Consider the following 18,606-nt stretch of genomic DNA (forward strand, 5'->3'; position numbering starts at 1 on the left):
GCAAAATTTGTCTAAACTAGAAAGTGTATAAAAATAGATAGTTAAGCGAAGGGAAGTTCATTTAAATGACCCAAAATATTGATCAACTTGCAATCACTACAATACGTACACTTTCAATTGATGCAATCGAAAAAGCGAACTCTGGTCACCCAGGATTACCAATGGGAGCAGCGCCAATGGCATATACACTTTGGACAAAGCATATGCACCATAACCCATCAAATCCGCAGTGGTTCAACAGGGACCGTTTTGTTTTGTCAGCGGGACATGGTTCAATGCTTTTATACAGCCTACTTCATCTAGGTGGGTATGGCCTTCCAATGGAAGAAATTAAAAATTTTAGACAATGGGGTTCTTTAACACCTGGACATCCTGAATATGGTCATACGGCCGGTGTCGAGGCTACAACTGGTCCACTTGGACAAGGAATCGGTATGGCTGTGGGTATGGCTATGGCTGAAGAACATCTCGCTGCGACTTATAATAAGCCGGAATTTGACATCGTAGATCACCATACCTTTGCGCTATGTGGTGACGGCGATTTAATGGAAGGTGTAGCTGCTGAAGCTATTTCATTAGCTGGCCATTTACAATTAAACAAACTTATTGTTTTGTATGACAGCAATGATATTTCATTAGATGGCGATTTAAATATGTCGTTTTCAGAAAATATAAAAAAACGTTTTGAGTCATACGGCTGGAATTATATCCGTGTTGAAGATGGTAATGACTTAGATGCAGTTTCAAAAGCAATCGCGACTGCAAAAAATAATACAGGTGGACCAACTATGATTGAGGTTAAAACGGTCATTGGTTATGGTTCTCCAAACAAATCAGGTACATCTGGAGCTCACGGGGCACCACTTGGTGAGGATGAAATGAAGTTAACAAAAGACTATTACAAATGGACATTTGAAGAAGATTTCTATGTGCCTGATGAAGTATATGAGGCATTCAATGACGCAGCTGAAACGTTAGGTGTGCAAAAAGAACAGGCGTGGAATGAGCTTTTTGAGAAATACAAAGCTTCACATTCTGAGTTAGCAACGCAGTTGAAAGATGCTATTGATCGTAAGTTACCTGCTGATTTTGAAAAGTCTTTACCGACTTATGAAGCCGGTACATCACTTGCAACTCGTTCTGCTTCAAGTGAAACAATCAATGCAATAGCGAAATCTTTACCGTCAATTTTTGGAGGTAGTGCTGATTTGGCTTGTTCAAACAATACGACTATTAAAAGTTCTGGCGACTTCTTACCGACAGATTATTCAGGACGCAATATTTGGTTTGGGGTTCGTGAATTTGCAATGGGAACTGCACTAAATGGTATGACACTTCACGGTGGTGTGCATACATTTGGAGCGACGTTCTTCGTATTTAGTGATTATGTTCGCCCTGCGATTCGTCTATCTGCAATTATGGGATTACCAGTCACGTATGTCTTCACACACGATAGTGTAGCTGTCGGTGAAGATGGTGCGACACATGAACCTGTCGAACAGATTGCATCCCTACGTGCAATGCCAGGACTTTCTGTCATACGTCCTGCAGATGCGAATGAAACTGCAGCAGCATGGAATATCGCTGTATCATCTACGAACACGCCGACAACACTTGTCTTGTCGCGTCAAAACTTAACTGTACTTCCTAAAACAGCTGAACTCGCAATGGAAGGCGTTAAAAAAGGTGCGTATATTGTTTCACCAGCAGGTAAAGAACAAGCAGATGCAATATTAATTGCTACTGGTTCTGAAGTGAGCCTTGCTTACCGCGCGCAGCAACTCTTAAAAGACGAAGGCATCGACGTTTCTGTCGTTTCTATGCCGTCTTGGGATTTATTCGAAAAACAAGATGCGTCATATAAAGATAGTGTTTTACCAAAGAATGTGAAGAAACGTGTTGGAATTGAAATGGGTGCTTCACTTGGTTGGCATAAATATGTTGGAGATGAAGGTGCGGTTCTTGCGATTGATACATTCGGTGCAAGTGCTCCAGGTGGTACAGTCATTGAAAAGTATGGCTTTACAGAAGAAAACGTCATAAAAATTGTAAAATCAATTCTTAATTAACTAGAATTATTAAAGCTGTTCCAAGAGCCAGAATTTAACCGGCGAAGGAACAGCTTTTTATTTTCCTTGTTGTGTTTTATAATTAGAATAAACAAACCTTTTGTCGTTATCGCCTGTTTACGACAAAAGTAGTGGTCGGAAACTCCGTAGTGTGACAGTCTTTTCAATAGAGAACGTGTAAACTATTATCTAGAGGGGGTGGCGATTGTGCGATCTTACGGGATATACAAAGTGAAAAAAGCATACGAACCGTTCGTTATTGGCCGCGAGAAATTATTTTATGATTTATTAAAAGAAAATTGTTATCGAACTGAGGATTTACGTGAAGTCCAATACTTATGTGACATAATCGAAAGACAAGCTATTAATGAAGCAATCATTATGAATTTAGGAAAAGTATTTACTACAGTCGAATGTGAGGGTGAGGAATTCAGGCTTACGCACCCTGTTAAAGGCTCGATTCTTATCACTCTTTCACCTTATTCGATGACCGTTTATTGCCGTGGATCCCGCATGTTGGATCTGGATCTTTTCGTAGCCTTGTCTGAAGTCGGTAATCGTTTTTTTGCAGTGATGGAACAAGACGGCGAGTGGGGATGGCTGAAACCTATAAAATATTCAGATCAGAAAATTAGAAATGAAGTAGTATATTGAAAGAGGAGAAACATTGTACATGAAAATACAACTTTCATGTATATTGTTTCTTTATTTTGTTATTTATACATAGATCTTGGTTTGTTGTGTCATGTTTTGTAAAAGGTTGTTTGCTATTCACTTACACTCTGTTGTATAATATCTCATGGAACGTTATTTAGAATTACTGAAGTGAAGGAGGTATGGCGTATGACACCTGTATGGTGGATCGTATTAATAGTTGTTGCGCTATTTGCTGGTGTGGCCCTCGGATTTTTCATTGCACGTCGATATATGATGAAGTATTTGAAAGACAACCCGCCAATTAATGAAGAAATGTTAAGAATGATGATGATGCAAATGGGACAAAAACCTTCACAAAAGAAGATTAACCAAATGATGAAACAAATGAATAATGTTAGTGAAAAACCTAAAGTAAAAGGTAAAGAGAAACGTTGATTTAACGGGTTTTTTAATCGTTCGCTTGAATTTTTCAACTAAAGCTTTCATTTAGCAGGTCTTAGTTGGGTAAGCCTTCATCTGATTTTTAAGGTAATTTAAGAGTCGCTTTTTCTATTCGAGGAAACTCAAATGGAAAAAGCGACTCTTTTTGTTGTCCATAAAGTGCGCATTAGAAGAATACACGTATCACTGTAAAGCAGACTACTGAAAAAAAATTACATTACTTTCTTGGAGTCTTGGTATACAAAAAGTAGACTTTATCTTTTATTCTCTTGTAAGTGTAATAATCTTTTTCAAATTGATGGCATATCTTTATTTAACTCAAATATAATTTAATTGCGCGCAAACTTCGTGTGGTTTATGGTTTTTATTAAGGTATTAGGTCAATAAAGTTTTCTACCATTTCTTTTAGCAAATTTATTTTTTCTTGAACCATGCGAACTCATACGATATGGGATCTTTTTAACTAAATCAATAATTTTACTGCAATAATCTATTTCCAGTTCAATTCGTAAGAAGTAGCTCTCGAAAGGGATTTATCTTTCATCGACTCATCAACCTGATTGACAGTTTTTCTGACATTTTTGATTATAACCTTTATTTTATATTTCTGGAATTCGCAATAATTGTTTTACTCTTAATCAATTTTTTCAGTGCAATGTAGACTGTTTTATAAATATGTATATCAAATAAATTTACATTTGGTATTTGGAGTTTACTGAATTATACACCACAAAGAAACCTTAACACTCAGCCCATATAATACATGGGTTGAGTGTTAAGGTTTCTTGATTTGAAATCATTGGTTTATCACCTAGTAATTCGACTTAACTTATACAATAAAAAAATGGTCTCTATTTCAATTTAATAAAAAGTGGATCATTCTATATTTTAATATCTAAACTTTTAGCAAGTTTCATTGATAGGAGTCGAACGCGGATGTCTGGAACGGAAAATAACAGTTTTTTAATCAGCCTCCAATTTTAGGTGGAGTTTTTCAGTGGCCCCTTCAAATTAAAGGCCCATATAAAACTATCGAGAATAAAGAATCAGAACATGTTTAACTATTTTTCTAGTATCAATAATACTGTACCAAATCTAGTGTCTAAGCTTCGAATAACCTTATTTTTACTATTTTAAGTATTTTAAATAGTGTGTATACATATAGTTTAATATATGTTACCTTGTATTTAGTCATACACTATTACTAATTAAAAAAAGGGGGATGTAAGATGAGTGGATTAGACTGGGCTGTAGTGATTGGTTTTTTCTTGTTGATGATTATTATTGGATTTGCATCATTTAATAAAGTGAAAGACTCAAAAGATTTTTTTGTAGCAGGTGGAAACATACCGTGGTGGTTATCAGGAATTTCACATCATGTCTCGGGTTATAGTGGAGCAGTGTTCGTAGCATATGCCGGGATTGCTTATACACATGGTTTCACATTATATGTCTGGTGGGCATTGCCGATTTTTGTAGCGGTTACATTTGGTGCATATACAATGGCGCCTCGCTGGTCCAAACTACGAACGATATTAAATATTGAATCACCTACGGAATATTTAAAGCTACGTTATAATATTCAAACCCAACAATTAATAGCGTGGAGTGGCGTACTCCTAAAGTTATTTGATGTTGGTGCTAAATGGGCGGCTATGGGGCTTTTACTTAATGTATTTACGGGTATGCCTATTATTTACGGAATCTTAGCCTCGGGGATAATTTCACTTATCTACATTACAGTAGGAGGGTTATGGGCTGATATTTGGACGGATTTTGTTCAATTTATAGTGCAAATAATTGCTGGAATCGTAATGTTCGTAATTGTTCTGAAACAGCTAGGTGGAGTTGGATCAATTACTGGAATATGGGAAAGGTTACCCCCTTCGAATAGTCAAGCTTTTAATGAACCGTACTCAATGGCTTATGTATTTGTATTTGTATTTATTGTTTTTCTGAGTTATAACGGTGGTACATGGAATTTAGCAACTAGATATATTGCTTCTCCAACTGGAAGTGATGCTAAAAAATCTGGTATTTTATCAGGTATTTTATATTTATTATGGCCGCTAATCTTATTTTTCCCGATGTGGGCAGCTCCACTGATATTACCAAATTTAGAAGACCCAAGTAGAGTCTATGCTTTGTTAACACAAGAACTATTACCAGCTGGCTTAGTCGGTTTAGTGTTAGCTTCTCTATTTGCCGCTACAATGTCAATGACATCTTCAGACGCAAATACGATTTCAGCTGTTATCACTAGAGATATATTACCGGTTATATCAAAAAAGTTTAGAGATATTAATCAAAAAAACTCTTTAAAAATTGCAAGAATTACTACATTTATATTTACTACAGCAACACTAGTAATTGGAATCTATGCTGATAATTTCGGTGGAGTTCTTGGGTTACTAATTACTTGGTTTGCAGCGCTTGTAGGTCCCGTATCAATCCCTATGGTTCTTGGCTTGTTGCCGATCTTCAAACATAGTGATTCAAAAGCAGCTTTTAGTTCAATCATCGGCGGGTTGATTATGTTTGTCATTACGAAATTCATAGGGGATTGGCCTTTGTTTGTTCAAGTAGGTGCTCCCGTATTCACTTCTGGTTTAATTTACATCGGTATGGGCTTCTTAAATAGAAATAATGCAGTACCATTAAAAGTTGAAAATCTGTTGGCATCCCTTAGTAAAAGCGATGTAGAACTAGCAGCAAAGAAAAATGAAAACTAAGACTTAATAGACTGAGAGGATCAAGGTATGGAAAATAAAGAAATTTATAGTTTTTATAAAGAACAGCTTGAGAATAACTTTTGGCCATTTTGGGAAAAGGCTTTTGACCATGAATTCGGCGGGGTCTATACTTGTTTTTCAAATGATGGAACTAAACTTCTATCCAAAGAAAAATATACATGGTCACAGGGTAGATTTTTGTGGTTATGTTCTGAAATGTATGAGTTGAGTGAAAGAGGTAATTTAGAGATTAATAAAAAAAAATTGCAAACATTTGCAGACCAAACGTATAAATTTTTAACGAACTATACAATTCTGCCGAACTATCATGTGTTATATGCAGTTACACATGACGGAAGACCAATAAAGAACCAAATGGACATTAGTTTATTTGCGGATGCTTTCGTAATCTTGGGCCTAAGTAAGTATGCCAAAGTGTTTATGAATGAGGAGGCCTTTGAAAAGTCGTTAAAAGTTTATCATTCTGTTATGGAACGCGTAAATGGATCCAAATACAAATCAGAACCATACCCAGTACCAGAAGGGTATGAATCTCACTCAATTTGGATGATTTTATTAAATGTTACCCAGGAGATGGCAGAAACCTCGCGAGCCTTTCAGAATAAATCATATGAACAAATTTCCATGGAAAATAAAATCATTGGTGAAAAGATTATTAATGACTTCTTTTTACCAAGTGGGAAAGTTATTGAAATGAAGCCTATTTCTAAACAAAATAATACTACGTTGCTAGAAAGGCATGTAAACCCAGGTCATGCCATTGAATCAGTATGGTTCCACGTTCACAACTTATTTTTATTTGAAGAAGAAAATAGACAAAGCAACATTGGAAAGTTAAGTAAGGCAACTTTATTTGCTCTAGAAAAAGGATGGGATAATGAGTTCGGAGGTCTTTTGCGTTTTGTAGACGAAGATGGTAGTCAACCAAAAGGAGAACTAAGAAAAAGTGCGTATGAAAATTTGATTCAAGAAACTTGGGATACAAAGTTATGGTGGCCTCACTCTGAATCCTTATATACAACACTACTTATGTATAAAGTTACAAAAAACGATGTGTTTTTAGAATGGTATAAGAAAATGTTTTTGTATATATTTGAAACATTCCCGAATGATGACCTTGTAATCGGTGAATGGATCCAAATACGAAATCGTGAAAATGCCCCTATTGATAGGGTGGTTGCTTTGCCAGTTAAAGATCCATTTCATATTATGCGTAACTTTATATTAATTCTAAAGTTAGTAAAAGACGGGGAGTAAAAAAATGTCGTTTCTTTTAGGTACAAGTCAAATTGATATTACGCCAATAAATCCAATCAAGTTAGCTGGCTTTGCGCATCGAACTGAAAAAACATTTAAAATTCATTCACCTATTTTTATTAAGACCTATTTATTTGAGAGAGATACGAATCTGATTCTTTTAATTATCGGTGATGTGATTTGGTGGGATAGAAAACTAGTGAACAAGTGGAAGCGAAAGATTCATGAAGAATTTTTGATTCCGAAAGAATCAATTTGTTTTCACGCGACCCACACACATTGTGGCCCACAAATTAGTGATGAATTCACGCCTTCACTGGGTAAAGTTGAAAAAGAGTATGTAAATAGTCTTGATGAGAAAATAATGTGTAGTATAAAAGAAGCATTTACAAATAAAGAAGTTGTTTCTGTAAAAAAAGGTGTCACTTCTTGCAGACTCGGAATTTATCGTAGAAAATTAGTAGATGGTCATGTAACTATGAGACCAAATGATAAAATCCCTTGCGATAATGACTTAACAGTACTTACATTTGATACGGAACTAGGTAGAACAAAGGCAATGCTTCTACATTACGCTTGTCATCCAACTTGTACAGATGAAAATATGATTTCTTCGGAATATCCAGGGTATGCTTGCAAGTTGCTTCAAGAAGAATATGAAGATACGACCATTGGATTCTTGCAAGGCATGAGTGGAGATATTCGCCCTAGACTTATAAAAGACGGTCTTTTTTATAGGGGCGGCTTTGAAGAAATGGAGAAAATAGGAGAATCTTTTTATGAGCACGTTATAGATTGCTTAAAAAACAATATTTCTGAACTCAGTTTATCCGGCCGTTGCTTCGCACGATCAAAAACTGTAGAACTTCCTTTTAAAAGAAACTATTTAATTAGCGAAGATATAGGCATTTCTGAGAATGTGTTAGAGGAGTGGAATAAGCATGTTGGTTCAGTTTTTGGGGACAAAAGAGCAAGTGAATTGGAGATAATTCTTTTCCAAATAGCAGATGAATTAATTTTTATGTGTTTTAATGGTGAGATGGTTCAAGAGTATGGAGCAGAGATAAAACGTGAAAATAGTCATGTTTTATCAATAGGTTATTGTAATGGAATGGTTGGCTATATTCCAACAGCAAGACAAATAATGGAGGGTGGATACGAAGGGGAAGAATTTATTTTCTACTTTGGTTTACCCGCCCCTTTTGAAGAATCAATTGAGAAATCATTAAAAAAAGAAATAAATATAATATTAGGAGGTACGAAATGAAAAGTATTCCAGTAGTAGAAAAAAAACAGGATTTATTAAATTATTTTGTTTACAAGAATAGAAGTGATATGGGAAAGGCCGCCGCGGCCGAAATTGCTAATAAAATAGTAGAGCTTCAAAATAAAAAAGATGTAATTAATATGATTTTTGCAGCTGCTCCATCTCAAAAAGAAATGATTACTAATCTACTTAATGATTCCCGAATTAAATGGGATAGAATTATCGCATTTAATATGGATGAATATTTGGGCCTACCTGAAGACGCCCCTCAACTATTTCAAAAGTATTTACAAGAAGAAATATTTAATAAAGTTTGTTTTAAAGAAGTTCATTTGATAAATAGCTCAAATCAACCGAAGGAAGAAATCAATCGTTATACATCATTAATTAAAGAACATCCAATTGATATTGTTTGTCTTGGTATTGGAGAGAATGGGCATATTGCTTTTAATGATCCTCCAGTTGCCGATTTTAGTGATCCAGAAATAATGAAAGTTGTTGAACTTGATAATTTCTCTCGTCAACAGCAAGTTAATGACGGGTGCTTTGAAAAATTTAATGATGTCCCTCAATATGCACTCACCTTAACAATCTCAGCCCTACTTTCTGCATCGTATATGTACTGTGTTGTGCCGGGTCCTACCAAGGCAAAAGCGGTTCGTGATACATTATTAGGTCCTATATCAGTCAATTGCCCTTCATCAATCTTAAGAACGCATACTCAAGCATACCTGTATATGGATAGTGATGCTTATGGAACTGTTGAAAATGAAATTTAACAGTTCTATTATTAAAGGAATTCATTACAAAAAAAATAGTCCTGTATCAATTGAGGTGCAGGACGGATTTATTAAAAGTGTTAATCCAATCGATAATGACGACAAAAGTTTACCTATTCTAGCTCCAGGATTCGTAGATTTACAAGTAAATGGATTTATGGGAATTGATTTCAATAACGAGATAACTGCAACGCAATTACAGACCATTTTGACGCATTTACTTGATGAGGGTGTAACAACTGTATATCCAACAATTATTACAAATTCATTTGAGAATTTATCAATGATAATTGGTAACCTTCATATATTGATAAATAAAAGTAGATTAGCTAGAACCATGGTCGGGGGCATTCACTTGGAAGGGCCGTTTTTATCAAAAGAAGATGGACCACGTGGTGCACATTCACTCAAACATATTCAACAACCAGATTGGGAGAAGTTTTATGAATTAAATAAATCAGTAAATGGGCTTATTAAAATTATTACGCTATCGCCTGAGTGGGAAGGGTCAATAAATTTTATAAAGCAGGCAGTTAAACATAATATTCGTGTATCCATTGGGCATACAGCTGCAAGCTCAGAGCAGATTCAACAAGCGGTTTTATCTGGAGCAACTATGTCAACGCATTTAGGGAATGGTGCCCATGCTATATTGCCACGACACCCAAACTATATATGGGACCAATTAGCTGAAGATAATCTTAAGGCTACAGTGGTTGCGGACGGTTTTCATCTACCAGATTCGGTGATAAAGGTTTTTGAGAAAGTAAAAAAACAGAATCTGATGATAGTAAGTGATAGTGTGGCTTTAGCTGGGTTATCGCCTGGTGAATATGATACGCCTGTGGGTGGAAAAGTAGTATTAGAGAAATCGGGGAGGCTCTCTTTAAAAGACACACCATCATTACTAGCGGGATCTGCTAAAAGTATTTTGTTTGGTGTAAACCACTTCAATTCTTTGGGCATAACAGAGTTTGGAAAGGTTATTGAAAAAGCCACTGTACTTCCCGCCGAATTTATGAATATACCCCAAAAGTTGGGCCTAACGGTAGGAGCACCAGCAGATTTATTATATTTAAAAAAGGAAAGTGGCTATATATCAGTATTAGCGACAATGAAAGCCGGAAAATTAGTTTAAGTAACGAGGGGTGAAAATAAATGGAATATATATTAGAATACCATAAAAAAATTACTTCTTATTTAGAGGAAATACTTCGAACTGAAAAAGATTCTATTAGAATTTCGGCTAAAGTCATTGCTGAACATATTAAGAAGGATCAACTTGTTTACGTATACGGTCCAGGTGGTCATTCTAATTTGGCGACTCAAGAAATCTTCTTTCGAGCAGGAGGTTTAATGCACATAAATGCCATATTAGACGAGGGAACCCTTTTAAGTAGTGGTGCATTAAGATCCATGGCTATTGAAAGAACATCTGGCTACGGAAGAATCGTTATGGAGGACTCTGGAATTAAAGAAGGAGATTTGCTGCTTATCATTAATGCGTACGGTATTAATACCGCAACAATTGAAGCTGCCCTATATGCAAAAGAACAAGGAGTCTACACAATCGGAGTATCCTCAATAAGTCATGCTACTTCCACACCACTGGAACACCCGGCTCGCCATCCAAGTAAATATAATTTACATGATATTGTAAATCATTCGATTGATTCTAAAGTTGAGGTTGGTGATGCGGTGGTTTCTATTCCGGGAATGGGACAGCCGGTAGGCGCAGTATCAACGTATTTAAATGCATTCATCTTAAATTCAATTGTCATTAAGGCTATTGAACTTCTAGTTGATGATGGGATTCAACCACCTATTTGGAAAAGTGGTAATGCAACGGGCGGAGATGAATGGAATAATAAGTTCATTCATTTATTTAAACATAAGGTTTCGAAATTATGAGGATATTTCTTCTGATACAATATAGTTAATATAAGTTATCAGAAAAGAGGGTTTTCATGTCGATTAAAGGGACTGCAATATTAAGAGAACAAAATCAAAAAAAGGTCTTATCAATACTTAGGAGATTTGGACAGAGCTCCCGAAATGATATTGCTAAGCAGATAGGTGTTAGTAAAAATACAGTTTCGATTATTGTGGAACAATTTATTAAAGATGGTGTTATCAAAGAGGCAGGAGTAAAAGATTTTAAGAAAGCGGGAAGACCAAAAATTTTAATAGAAATAAATCCTAATATATTTAAAACTTTGGGGATTACAATTTCAGAAAAGTTTATAGAGTATGTAGTTATTGATTATTACTTTGTTGAATTAGAAGCGGGAAAGTTTGATGTAGATGGTCGAAATCTTGATGAACTTTTTTCCATTATAAATAAATTAATATTAAATACAATAAAAAAGTATGATGGACTAATTGGTGTCGGTATCGGAATTCCAGGTATTGTTAATCCAGATGAGGGCATTGTTTACGAATCAACAAAGCTAAAATGGAAAAATATTGATGTTTTTAGTAAGTTAAATAAAAATATAGGTATAACCATTATAATTCAAAACAACGTGAAAATGGCTTCTCTCTGCGCGACAGAGGAAGTGTATTATGGACAACTTGGAAGCTTCTTTTATATACGTATCGGTGAAGGAATAGGTGGAGCCTTCATCAAAGAAGGAGTCATATGGAATGGTGATAGTTGGACATCTGGAGAAATTGGACATATCTCTGTAGCTATAAATGGACCTATTTGTAGTTGTGGACAAAGTGGGTGTCTTGAAAAAATGATAAATAACAGTGCATTTAAAGAATGGGAAGTTAATAATACAAAAAACTTAGTAAGTACTAATGATTCTTATAGTGAACTTATGAAGCAGTATGGGGAATATTTGGGTATATCATTAATTAGTGTAATTAATATTATTAATCCCGGAAATATTGTAATCGATAGTCCTTATAATAATAATAATGATTTTAAACAAATGGTATCCGGTTACTTAGCTAATAAGGCTTTAAAAATACCTTATTCTAAGACAACAATCGTCTTCAATGAAGAATCATATTCTCAGCCATTAGGTGCGGCTATTGCAGTGGTATTAGATTATGAAAAGCTAAATTAACATATTTCATTTTCTTTTCGATTGTACGAAGCACGAAACAAGCAAACAACTAACTAATTACACATAATCAAAATAAAGGTGAGTGCAAAATACTACCCACCTTTTAGCAAGTTTCTTACTGTGTTTACTCCCCGATTTTGTTCATCCTAAAAGTTAAATAAGATAAAAAGTAGACTAAATAAATATTGGAGGTTTATTATGAATAAATTATTTGATTTATCAGGAAAAACAGTAGTGGCTATTGGTGGAAACAGTATATTGGGTTCATCAATTGTTAAAGGGTTGGCAAATCAAGGTGCAAAAATTGCAGTTATTGGTCGTAATCTAGAAACAGCAAAAAAAGTATCATTGGAAATAGTAGAAAGTGGTGGAGTTGCAAAGGCATTTCAGGCGGATGTTATCTCTAAAGAGTCTTTAGAAAACGTGGCTAAGGAAATTGAGGCATGGTCTGGCGGTTGGGATATTCTTTTAAATGCACCTGGTACAAACAGTCCAACACCTTTTTTCGAAATAGAGGAAGACGAATGGGATCATATTATGGATGTGAATCTAAAAGGAATCGTGTTAACGACGCAAGTGTTTGCTAAGAGGATGATTGAACAAGAAAGAAAAGGTAGCATTATCAATATTTCTTCAGTTTCTTCTACAACACCTTTATCAAAAGTATTTACATATTCAGTTTCAAAAGCCGGTGTGAATAATATGACTCAATTTTTAGCGCGTGAATTTGCACCTCATGGAATTCGTGTAAATGCAATTATTCCAGGATTCTTTCCAGCAGAACAAAATCGTAAAATATTAAGTGAAGAAAGAATTGCTTCGATAATGGGTCATACACCTATGAATCGTTTTGGTAATCCAGAGGAGTTAGTTGGAACAGCAGTATGGCTAGCATCGGAAAAAGCATCGAGCTTTGTAACAGGAACACTAATTAGAGTTGATGGTGGATTTGGTAGTATGACAATTTAAAACTATGTAGTAACCAATGACTATTAGAATATAATATAAAAACAGTTTAGGTAGTTAGTAGTTTGTTGAAATTCAATATGACCTTAATAAAGGAGGAATTGTGTTGTCATTAAATTACAGTGTTTTAACACTTGGCGATGGACTTATTACGTTAAACCCAGCCGAAACTGGACCATTACGATTTGTGACGGGTTTTTCCCGTAAAGTGGGGGGCGCGGAGTTAAACTTTGCGATAGGGTGCGCAAGACTTGGCCTTAAGTCAAAATGGGTTAGCCGATTAGGGAAAGATGAATTTGGACGCGTTATTTATAATTTTGCGCGCGGAGAAGGAATCGATGTGATGGATGTCGACTTGGTGGAAGGTTATCCTACTTCGCTTAATTTCAAAGAAGTTCAAGAAGACGGTTCAGGAAAGACTTTCTACTATCGCCATCAATCACCTATCTTAACGATGAAACCTGAGGATATTACTAGTGAAATGTTTGCTGGCATCGATGTGATTCACTTATCAGGTGTGTACTTATCAATAGATCCACAAAACTTGGAAATCGTAAAACGAGTACTTGATATTGCTAAGATGCTTAAAATAACAGTATCATTTGATCCGAATCTTCGGTTGAAGATGTGGCGTATCGAAGAGGCGAGGAAAGCATTTATGGATGTATTTCCATATGTCGACATTCTATTGACTGGTCTTGATGAAATTGAGCTGATTCTTGAAGACTCTTCAAACGAGGCGCTAGAGGATTGTGCAGAACGTTTTCAAATAAAACAGTTCGTAGTTAAAGACAGTGCAAATGGTTCAAGATTGTTCACAAATGGAAAATGGTATGAAAAAGAGGCATTTAAAGTTACACCTATCGATACAGTCGGTGCAGGCGATGGATTCGATGCAGGATACATATACGCTTATTTAAATGGTTTTTTACCCGAACAAAGATTGGAATTGGCAAATGGCGTTGGTGCTCTTGTTACAACGGTTTCTGGAGATAATGAAGGTCTACCATACTTGGAAGAAGTGTTGTCATTCATTCGAAAAGAAACCGTAATTGATAGATGAAACCGTATTAGAATTAGTTAAGGGAGGTACTATATTAATGTCGAAATACACGACTCATAAAAAAATTGCTGATACTAAAGTAGTTGCTGTCATTAGAGGAAATGATGCAGAGCAAGCTATTCAGTTATCCCAAGCTGCCATTGAAGGTGGAATACGAGCGATTGAATTAACTTATACAACACCTAAAATTCAGGAGGTATTTGAAGCGTTAGAACATCTGGATGTTTTATTGGGTGCTGGTACTGTTTTGGATTCAGAAACGGCACGACATGCGATTCTTGCAGGGGCTAAGTTTGTCGTTAGCCCACATTTCAGTGAAGAGGTTGCCCGTACATGTAATCGATACAGTATTCCGTATTATCCAGGGTGTATGACGATCAGTGAAATGGTAAAAGCGCTTGAAGCTGGATGTGACGTACTGAAACTTTTTCCTGCTAACAACTTCGAACCTTCATTTATCAAATCGTTGAATGGGCCACTTCCACTTGTGAAAATCATGCCGACAGGAGGAATCAATCTTGACAACATGAATGATTGGTTAGCTTCAGGTGCGGTAGCAGTTGGAATTGGCAGCGACTTGAATAAAGCATATGAATCTGGTGGTTATCAAGCTGTAGTAGAAATTAGTAAACAATATATGAATAAAATTACTAAGGAAGGAGTAACGTTATGAATATTACATTTCGTTGGTACGGACGGGATAATGACACAGTTACACTTGATCAAATAAAACAGATTCCTGGAACAAAAGGAATTGTCTGGGCGCTGCATCAAAAACCTGCTGGAGAAGTATGGGAAAAAAAAGAAATTCAAGAAGAAGTCGATTATATCCGTTCCTTCGGATTTCATACAGATGTTGTGGAGAGTGTTAACGTTCACGAGTCAATTAAAATCGGAAATGAAGACCGTTATAAATATATTGAAAATTATAAAGAGACAATCCGTAATCTTTCTGAATTTGGTATAAAAGTGATTTGCTACAATTTTATGCCGATATTTGATTGGACACGAACAGAGATGTTTCATCCGATGGAAGATGGTTCTACAGCACTCTTTTATGAAAAAGCGAAAGTAGATGGGTTGGATCCAGAAGAGTTGGTTCGTACGGTGAGCGAAGCTTCGGATTTAACACTTCCTGGATGGGAACCTGAAAAAATGAAGAACATTAAAGAACTTTTTAAAGCATATCAACAAGTAGACGAAGTGATGCTTTGGGAAAACTTGAAAATATTTTTAGAAGAAATTATACCAGTTGCAGAAGCATGCGGAATTAAAATGGCGATTCATCCAGATGATCCGCCTTGGTCCATTTTTGGACTGCCACGTATAATGACAAGTGCTGAAAGCTATGAGAAACTTTTTGCTATTTCTGATTCTCCGTCGAATGGCATAACGATGTGTACAGGATCGATGGGTGCAAATCCTTCTAATGATATGGTTCTTATCGCAAAGAAATACGCTTCTCGCTCTCCTTTCTCTCACATACGTAATGTGAGAATCTATGATAATGGTGACTTTGTAGAAACATCACATTACTCTCAAGACGGTTCCATTGACATAGCAGGTGTCGTAGAAGAGCTACATAAACAAAGCTATAATGGCTATGTCAGACCTGATCATGGTCGGCATATTTGGAATGAGGTTTGTCGCCCGGGATACGGACTATATGATCGTGCGTTGGGGATTATGTACTTGCTAGGACTATGGGACGCATACGAAAAAACAAAGAGTTGATGGAAGGATTCAAAGCTATGATTATCTATAAGGCTGAAATTTGATTTGTACCTTTAGTGGAGTTTTAATCGTTTCTAGAATTGCTCGCTAACAATTGGTATAAAAGGATTATCTGTCTAAATATCTATCAGGTTCATCTTTCTTCATATAAACTAATAAATCACTTTTCTGGTTATAAATCAGAGAGGTGGTTTTTAATTTTGATAGAGGAGACCACTGTTAATTACCAGCGGATATTTCTATTTTCATAGTTTAAAATAGTGCTAAAAAATACTGAGCATTTTTCTAGAATTTTAAATATTAAATCATATGTTATAATTTGATAAATGTAAAAATGAGGTGTTCTGGTGATTCGTTATATAATAATTTTCATCTTGGGATTTTTATTAACTTTCATTATTTCAGTAGATATCTTTAATCAATTACATTTTTGGGTAGGTCTATTAGTCAGAATCATTTTTGCTTTATTTTTCTTGTTTCTTATTTGGTTGTTACAGCCAAACAAGAAAAGTAATAAGAAATGAAGAATATAAAGCGAATTTTGGAAGTCAGGTTATGGAATAACTTAGAATTTTAATTTAACCTACAGCCGCTCAGTGATGAAACAAATGAATAAATTTAGGGACAATTAAAAAAACGAAACAACCCGTCTTAGCTTATGCTAATGACGGGTTGTTTTAATTTCTGAAATTATATTTATCCAAAAACTCTTTAACGGTTGCTTCATATTCTTTTTGATTGACGTTAAAAGATCTTGCATGCCCACCTTTTTCAAACAGCTTTAGCATTTTTTCTCCATTTTTCGCTTTATATAATTCCTCTGTCATGTAAGGCTGTATGAAATTATCCTTTAAACTATGAATAAAAAGCATTGGCTTATCGATTTTACCAACGACAACTATTGGTGAAACAAGACCTAATGTGTAACCATCTCGCATTTTTAAAAATAAATTAGCTATACGAAGTAGCATTGTACTTCTAAGAGGCGTTTCTCTTCTGAGTACATGTAATACTTGCTCGCTAAAATTGGAGTAGGAGCAATCTGAAATATAGAAATCGGCTTCATCTTTATAGGATCCTGCGTAAAGAATAGTCGTTGCTGCACCCATAGACTCACCATGAATTCCTAAAGTTGCATCACCTATTCGTTCACGGACTGCATCAACAATTGCTTTTAAATCTGATTTCTCATAATAACCAAAACTGGTTGTTTTACCGCCAGAATCACCATGACGTCGATGATCGTAGACGACTGAATTAAAGCCTAAACGCTCAAATAAGCGTGCGAAACGCATAGAATTTATTTTGTTTTCAGTGACACCGTGGCAAATGATGACCGTTTGATTAGTATCGAGTGGATTTAAAAATACTGCTTTAAGTGGATAGCCGTTTGGCGAAGCAATCCATAATTCTTCTTTTCTTACAAGCTCATACCATTTTTCATCAAAACGTTTCGCTAAAACTTCTCTTTCTCTAATGACATTAGCATCTTTAATTTTTACATACATCAGTTTATTCGTCGCGACAACTCCGAAAATGGTTAACAAAGCAGTCACGAGACTTGAGAAAATGCCGGTTATATATAGAACGCGCCGTCTCATGAAGGCTTTCCTCCAATTCATAATTGATCGTTTTCAAATAATCTGTACATCCCAGTTTCAATAGACCCAGATATATGCGGTGCAATGCCTGCGACAGCTTCACAAACCTTTTTAACATCGACACCTGTTTCAATCCCTAATGTATCTAACATATGCACGACATCTTCAGTGGCGACATTTCCGGTAGCACCTGGTGCAAATGGACAGCCACCAAGACCTCCTGCAGAGGTATCAAAGCGGTCAATTCCTGCTTGAAGTGAAGCGAAAATATTTGCAATCGCCATTTTTCTTGTGTCGTGGAAATGTGCGGTTAGTAAAATGTTTGGTAATTCTTCTTTTAATTTTTTGAATAATAGATAGCTTTCCTTTGGATTCGCGGCTCCAATCGTATCCGCAACACTTAATTCATCCGCACCCATTTGAGCGAATTGTTTACAGATTTTAATAACTGCTTTTTGTTCTATTTTACCCTCATAAGGACAATAAAATGCAGTAGATATACACGCACGAATAAAAATGCCATGCTCTTTTAATAAAGAGAACACAGGAACGAGGGCAGACATACTTTCATCAGTTGTTCGATTTATATTTTTTTTATTAAATGTTTGACTTACTCCGACAAAAACGGCAACACTTTTTGCACCGGCTTCAATAGCGAGTTCCGCACCTTTTAAATTAGGAGCAAGTACAAATTGTCGGCCAACTTTAGGAGAAGACTTAACAATTTCAGATGCATCCGCCATTTGTGGTACCCATTTCGGAGAAACGAAAGATGTTAACTCCATTTCTTGAATTCCAGCCTTCTGTAATGCCTCTATAAACGCTAGCTTATCGTTTTCATGAACCAGTTTGCTTTCATTTTGAAGACCGTCTCGAGGTCCAACCTCGATAATCGTAACGCTTTCAGGTAAAATGAACATAGTATCACTCCTTATATGTATT

Annotated in this window: 16 protein-coding genes; 14 read left to right on the top strand and 2 right to left on the bottom strand. The window is 35.7% G+C overall.

Features of this window, described 5'->3' with window-relative positions:
- The first annotated feature begins 65 nt into the window (after positions 1-65).
- The 14 genes from tkt to uxuA all read left to right on the top strand — a co-directional run bounded on the left by tkt (position 66) and on the right by uxuA (position 16,063).
- On the top strand, positions 66-2,069 hold the full coding sequence (gene tkt / locus AC3RV6_RS05325) for a transketolase (protein WP_489748422.1): 2,004 nt from the start codon (positions 66-68) through the stop codon (positions 2,067-2,069).
- A 207-nt stretch (positions 2,070-2,276) separates the two neighbouring features.
- The gene (gene sirA / locus AC3RV6_RS05330; protein ID WP_489748423.1) at positions 2,277-2,723 is read left to right on the top strand and encodes a sporulation inhibitor of replication protein SirA; all 447 of its coding nucleotides are present in this window, start codon (positions 2,277-2,279) and stop codon (positions 2,721-2,723) included.
- Between the two features lie 189 nt (positions 2,724-2,912).
- Positions 2,913-3,161: a YneF family protein gene (locus AC3RV6_RS05335; protein WP_489748424.1), complete on the top strand. Its 249-nt coding sequence runs from the start codon at positions 2,913-2,915 to the stop codon at positions 3,159-3,161.
- A 1,235-nt stretch (positions 3,162-4,396) separates the two neighbouring features.
- Positions 4,397-5,899 (top strand): sodium:solute symporter family protein, encoded by a 1,503-nt coding sequence (locus tag AC3RV6_RS05340; protein WP_489748425.1) that lies wholly within the window; start codon positions 4,397-4,399, stop codon positions 5,897-5,899.
- A gap of 27 nt (positions 5,900-5,926) precedes the next feature.
- Positions 5,927-7,177 (top strand): AGE family epimerase/isomerase, encoded by a 1,251-nt coding sequence (locus tag AC3RV6_RS05345; protein WP_489748426.1) that lies wholly within the window; start codon positions 5,927-5,929, stop codon positions 7,175-7,177.
- A 4-nt stretch (positions 7,178-7,181) separates the two neighbouring features.
- Entirely contained in the window at positions 7,182-8,444 is a 1,263-nt protein-coding gene (locus AC3RV6_RS05350) for a neutral/alkaline non-lysosomal ceramidase N-terminal domain-containing protein (RefSeq protein WP_489748427.1), read from the top strand.
- Entirely contained in the window at positions 8,441-9,223 is a 783-nt protein-coding gene (locus AC3RV6_RS05355) for a glucosamine-6-phosphate deaminase (protein WP_489748428.1), read from the top strand. Before AC3RV6_RS05350 ends, AC3RV6_RS05355 begins: the two co-directional genes overlap by 4 nt.
- Positions 9,213-10,361 carry an N-acetylglucosamine-6-phosphate deacetylase gene (locus AC3RV6_RS05360; protein ID WP_489748429.1) on the top strand — a complete coding sequence of 383 codons (1,149 nt, stop codon included), beginning with the start codon at positions 9,213-9,215 and terminating at the stop codon, positions 10,359-10,361. The genes AC3RV6_RS05355 and AC3RV6_RS05360 overlap by 11 nt, the downstream gene beginning before the upstream one ends.
- A gap of 20 nt (positions 10,362-10,381) precedes the next feature.
- Positions 10,382-11,134, top strand: a complete 753-nt coding sequence (locus AC3RV6_RS05365) for a sugar isomerase domain-containing protein (protein ID WP_489748430.1) — start codon at positions 10,382-10,384, stop codon at positions 11,132-11,134.
- 56 nt (positions 11,135-11,190) lie between these two features.
- Positions 11,191-12,300 carry an ROK family transcriptional regulator gene (locus AC3RV6_RS05370; protein ID WP_489748431.1) on the top strand — a complete coding sequence of 370 codons (1,110 nt, stop codon included), beginning with the start codon at positions 11,191-11,193 and terminating at the stop codon, positions 12,298-12,300.
- Positions 12,301-12,498: 198 nt separating this feature from the next.
- Positions 12,499-13,269, top strand: coding sequence for an SDR family oxidoreductase (locus tag AC3RV6_RS05375; RefSeq protein ID WP_489748432.1), 771 nt, complete (start codon positions 12,499-12,501; stop codon positions 13,267-13,269).
- A 103-nt stretch (positions 13,270-13,372) separates the two neighbouring features.
- Entirely contained in the window at positions 13,373-14,329 is a 957-nt protein-coding gene (locus AC3RV6_RS05380; RefSeq protein WP_489748433.1) for a sugar kinase, read from the top strand.
- Between the two features lie 37 nt (positions 14,330-14,366).
- On the top strand, positions 14,367-15,002 hold the full coding sequence (locus AC3RV6_RS05385) for a bifunctional 2-keto-4-hydroxyglutarate aldolase/2-keto-3-deoxy-6-phosphogluconate aldolase (protein WP_489748434.1): 636 nt from the start codon (positions 14,367-14,369) through the stop codon (positions 15,000-15,002).
- Complete coding sequence (gene uxuA, locus AC3RV6_RS05390; RefSeq protein WP_489748435.1) at positions 14,999-16,063, top strand: mannonate dehydratase; 1,065 nt, start codon at positions 14,999-15,001, stop codon at positions 16,061-16,063. Before AC3RV6_RS05385 ends, uxuA begins: the two co-directional genes overlap by 4 nt.
- Before the next feature lie 677 nt (positions 16,064-16,740).
- On the opposite strand, the gene AC3RV6_RS05395 is transcribed toward uxuA, so the two are convergent.
- Together AC3RV6_RS05395 and AC3RV6_RS05400 are read right to left on the bottom strand one after the other, a co-directional pair.
- Positions 16,741-17,664, bottom strand: a complete 924-nt coding sequence (locus AC3RV6_RS05395; protein WP_489748436.1) for an alpha/beta hydrolase — start codon at positions 17,662-17,664, stop codon at positions 16,741-16,743.
- A gap of 17 nt (positions 17,665-17,681) precedes the next feature.
- Positions 17,682-18,584 carry a hydroxymethylglutaryl-CoA lyase gene (locus AC3RV6_RS05400; RefSeq protein WP_489748437.1) on the bottom strand — a complete coding sequence of 301 codons (903 nt, stop codon included), beginning with the start codon at positions 18,582-18,584 and terminating at the stop codon, positions 17,682-17,684.
- Positions 18,585-18,606 lie beyond the last annotated feature (22 nt).

Source organism: Sporosarcina sp. So3-204 (genome assembly GCF_058068165.1).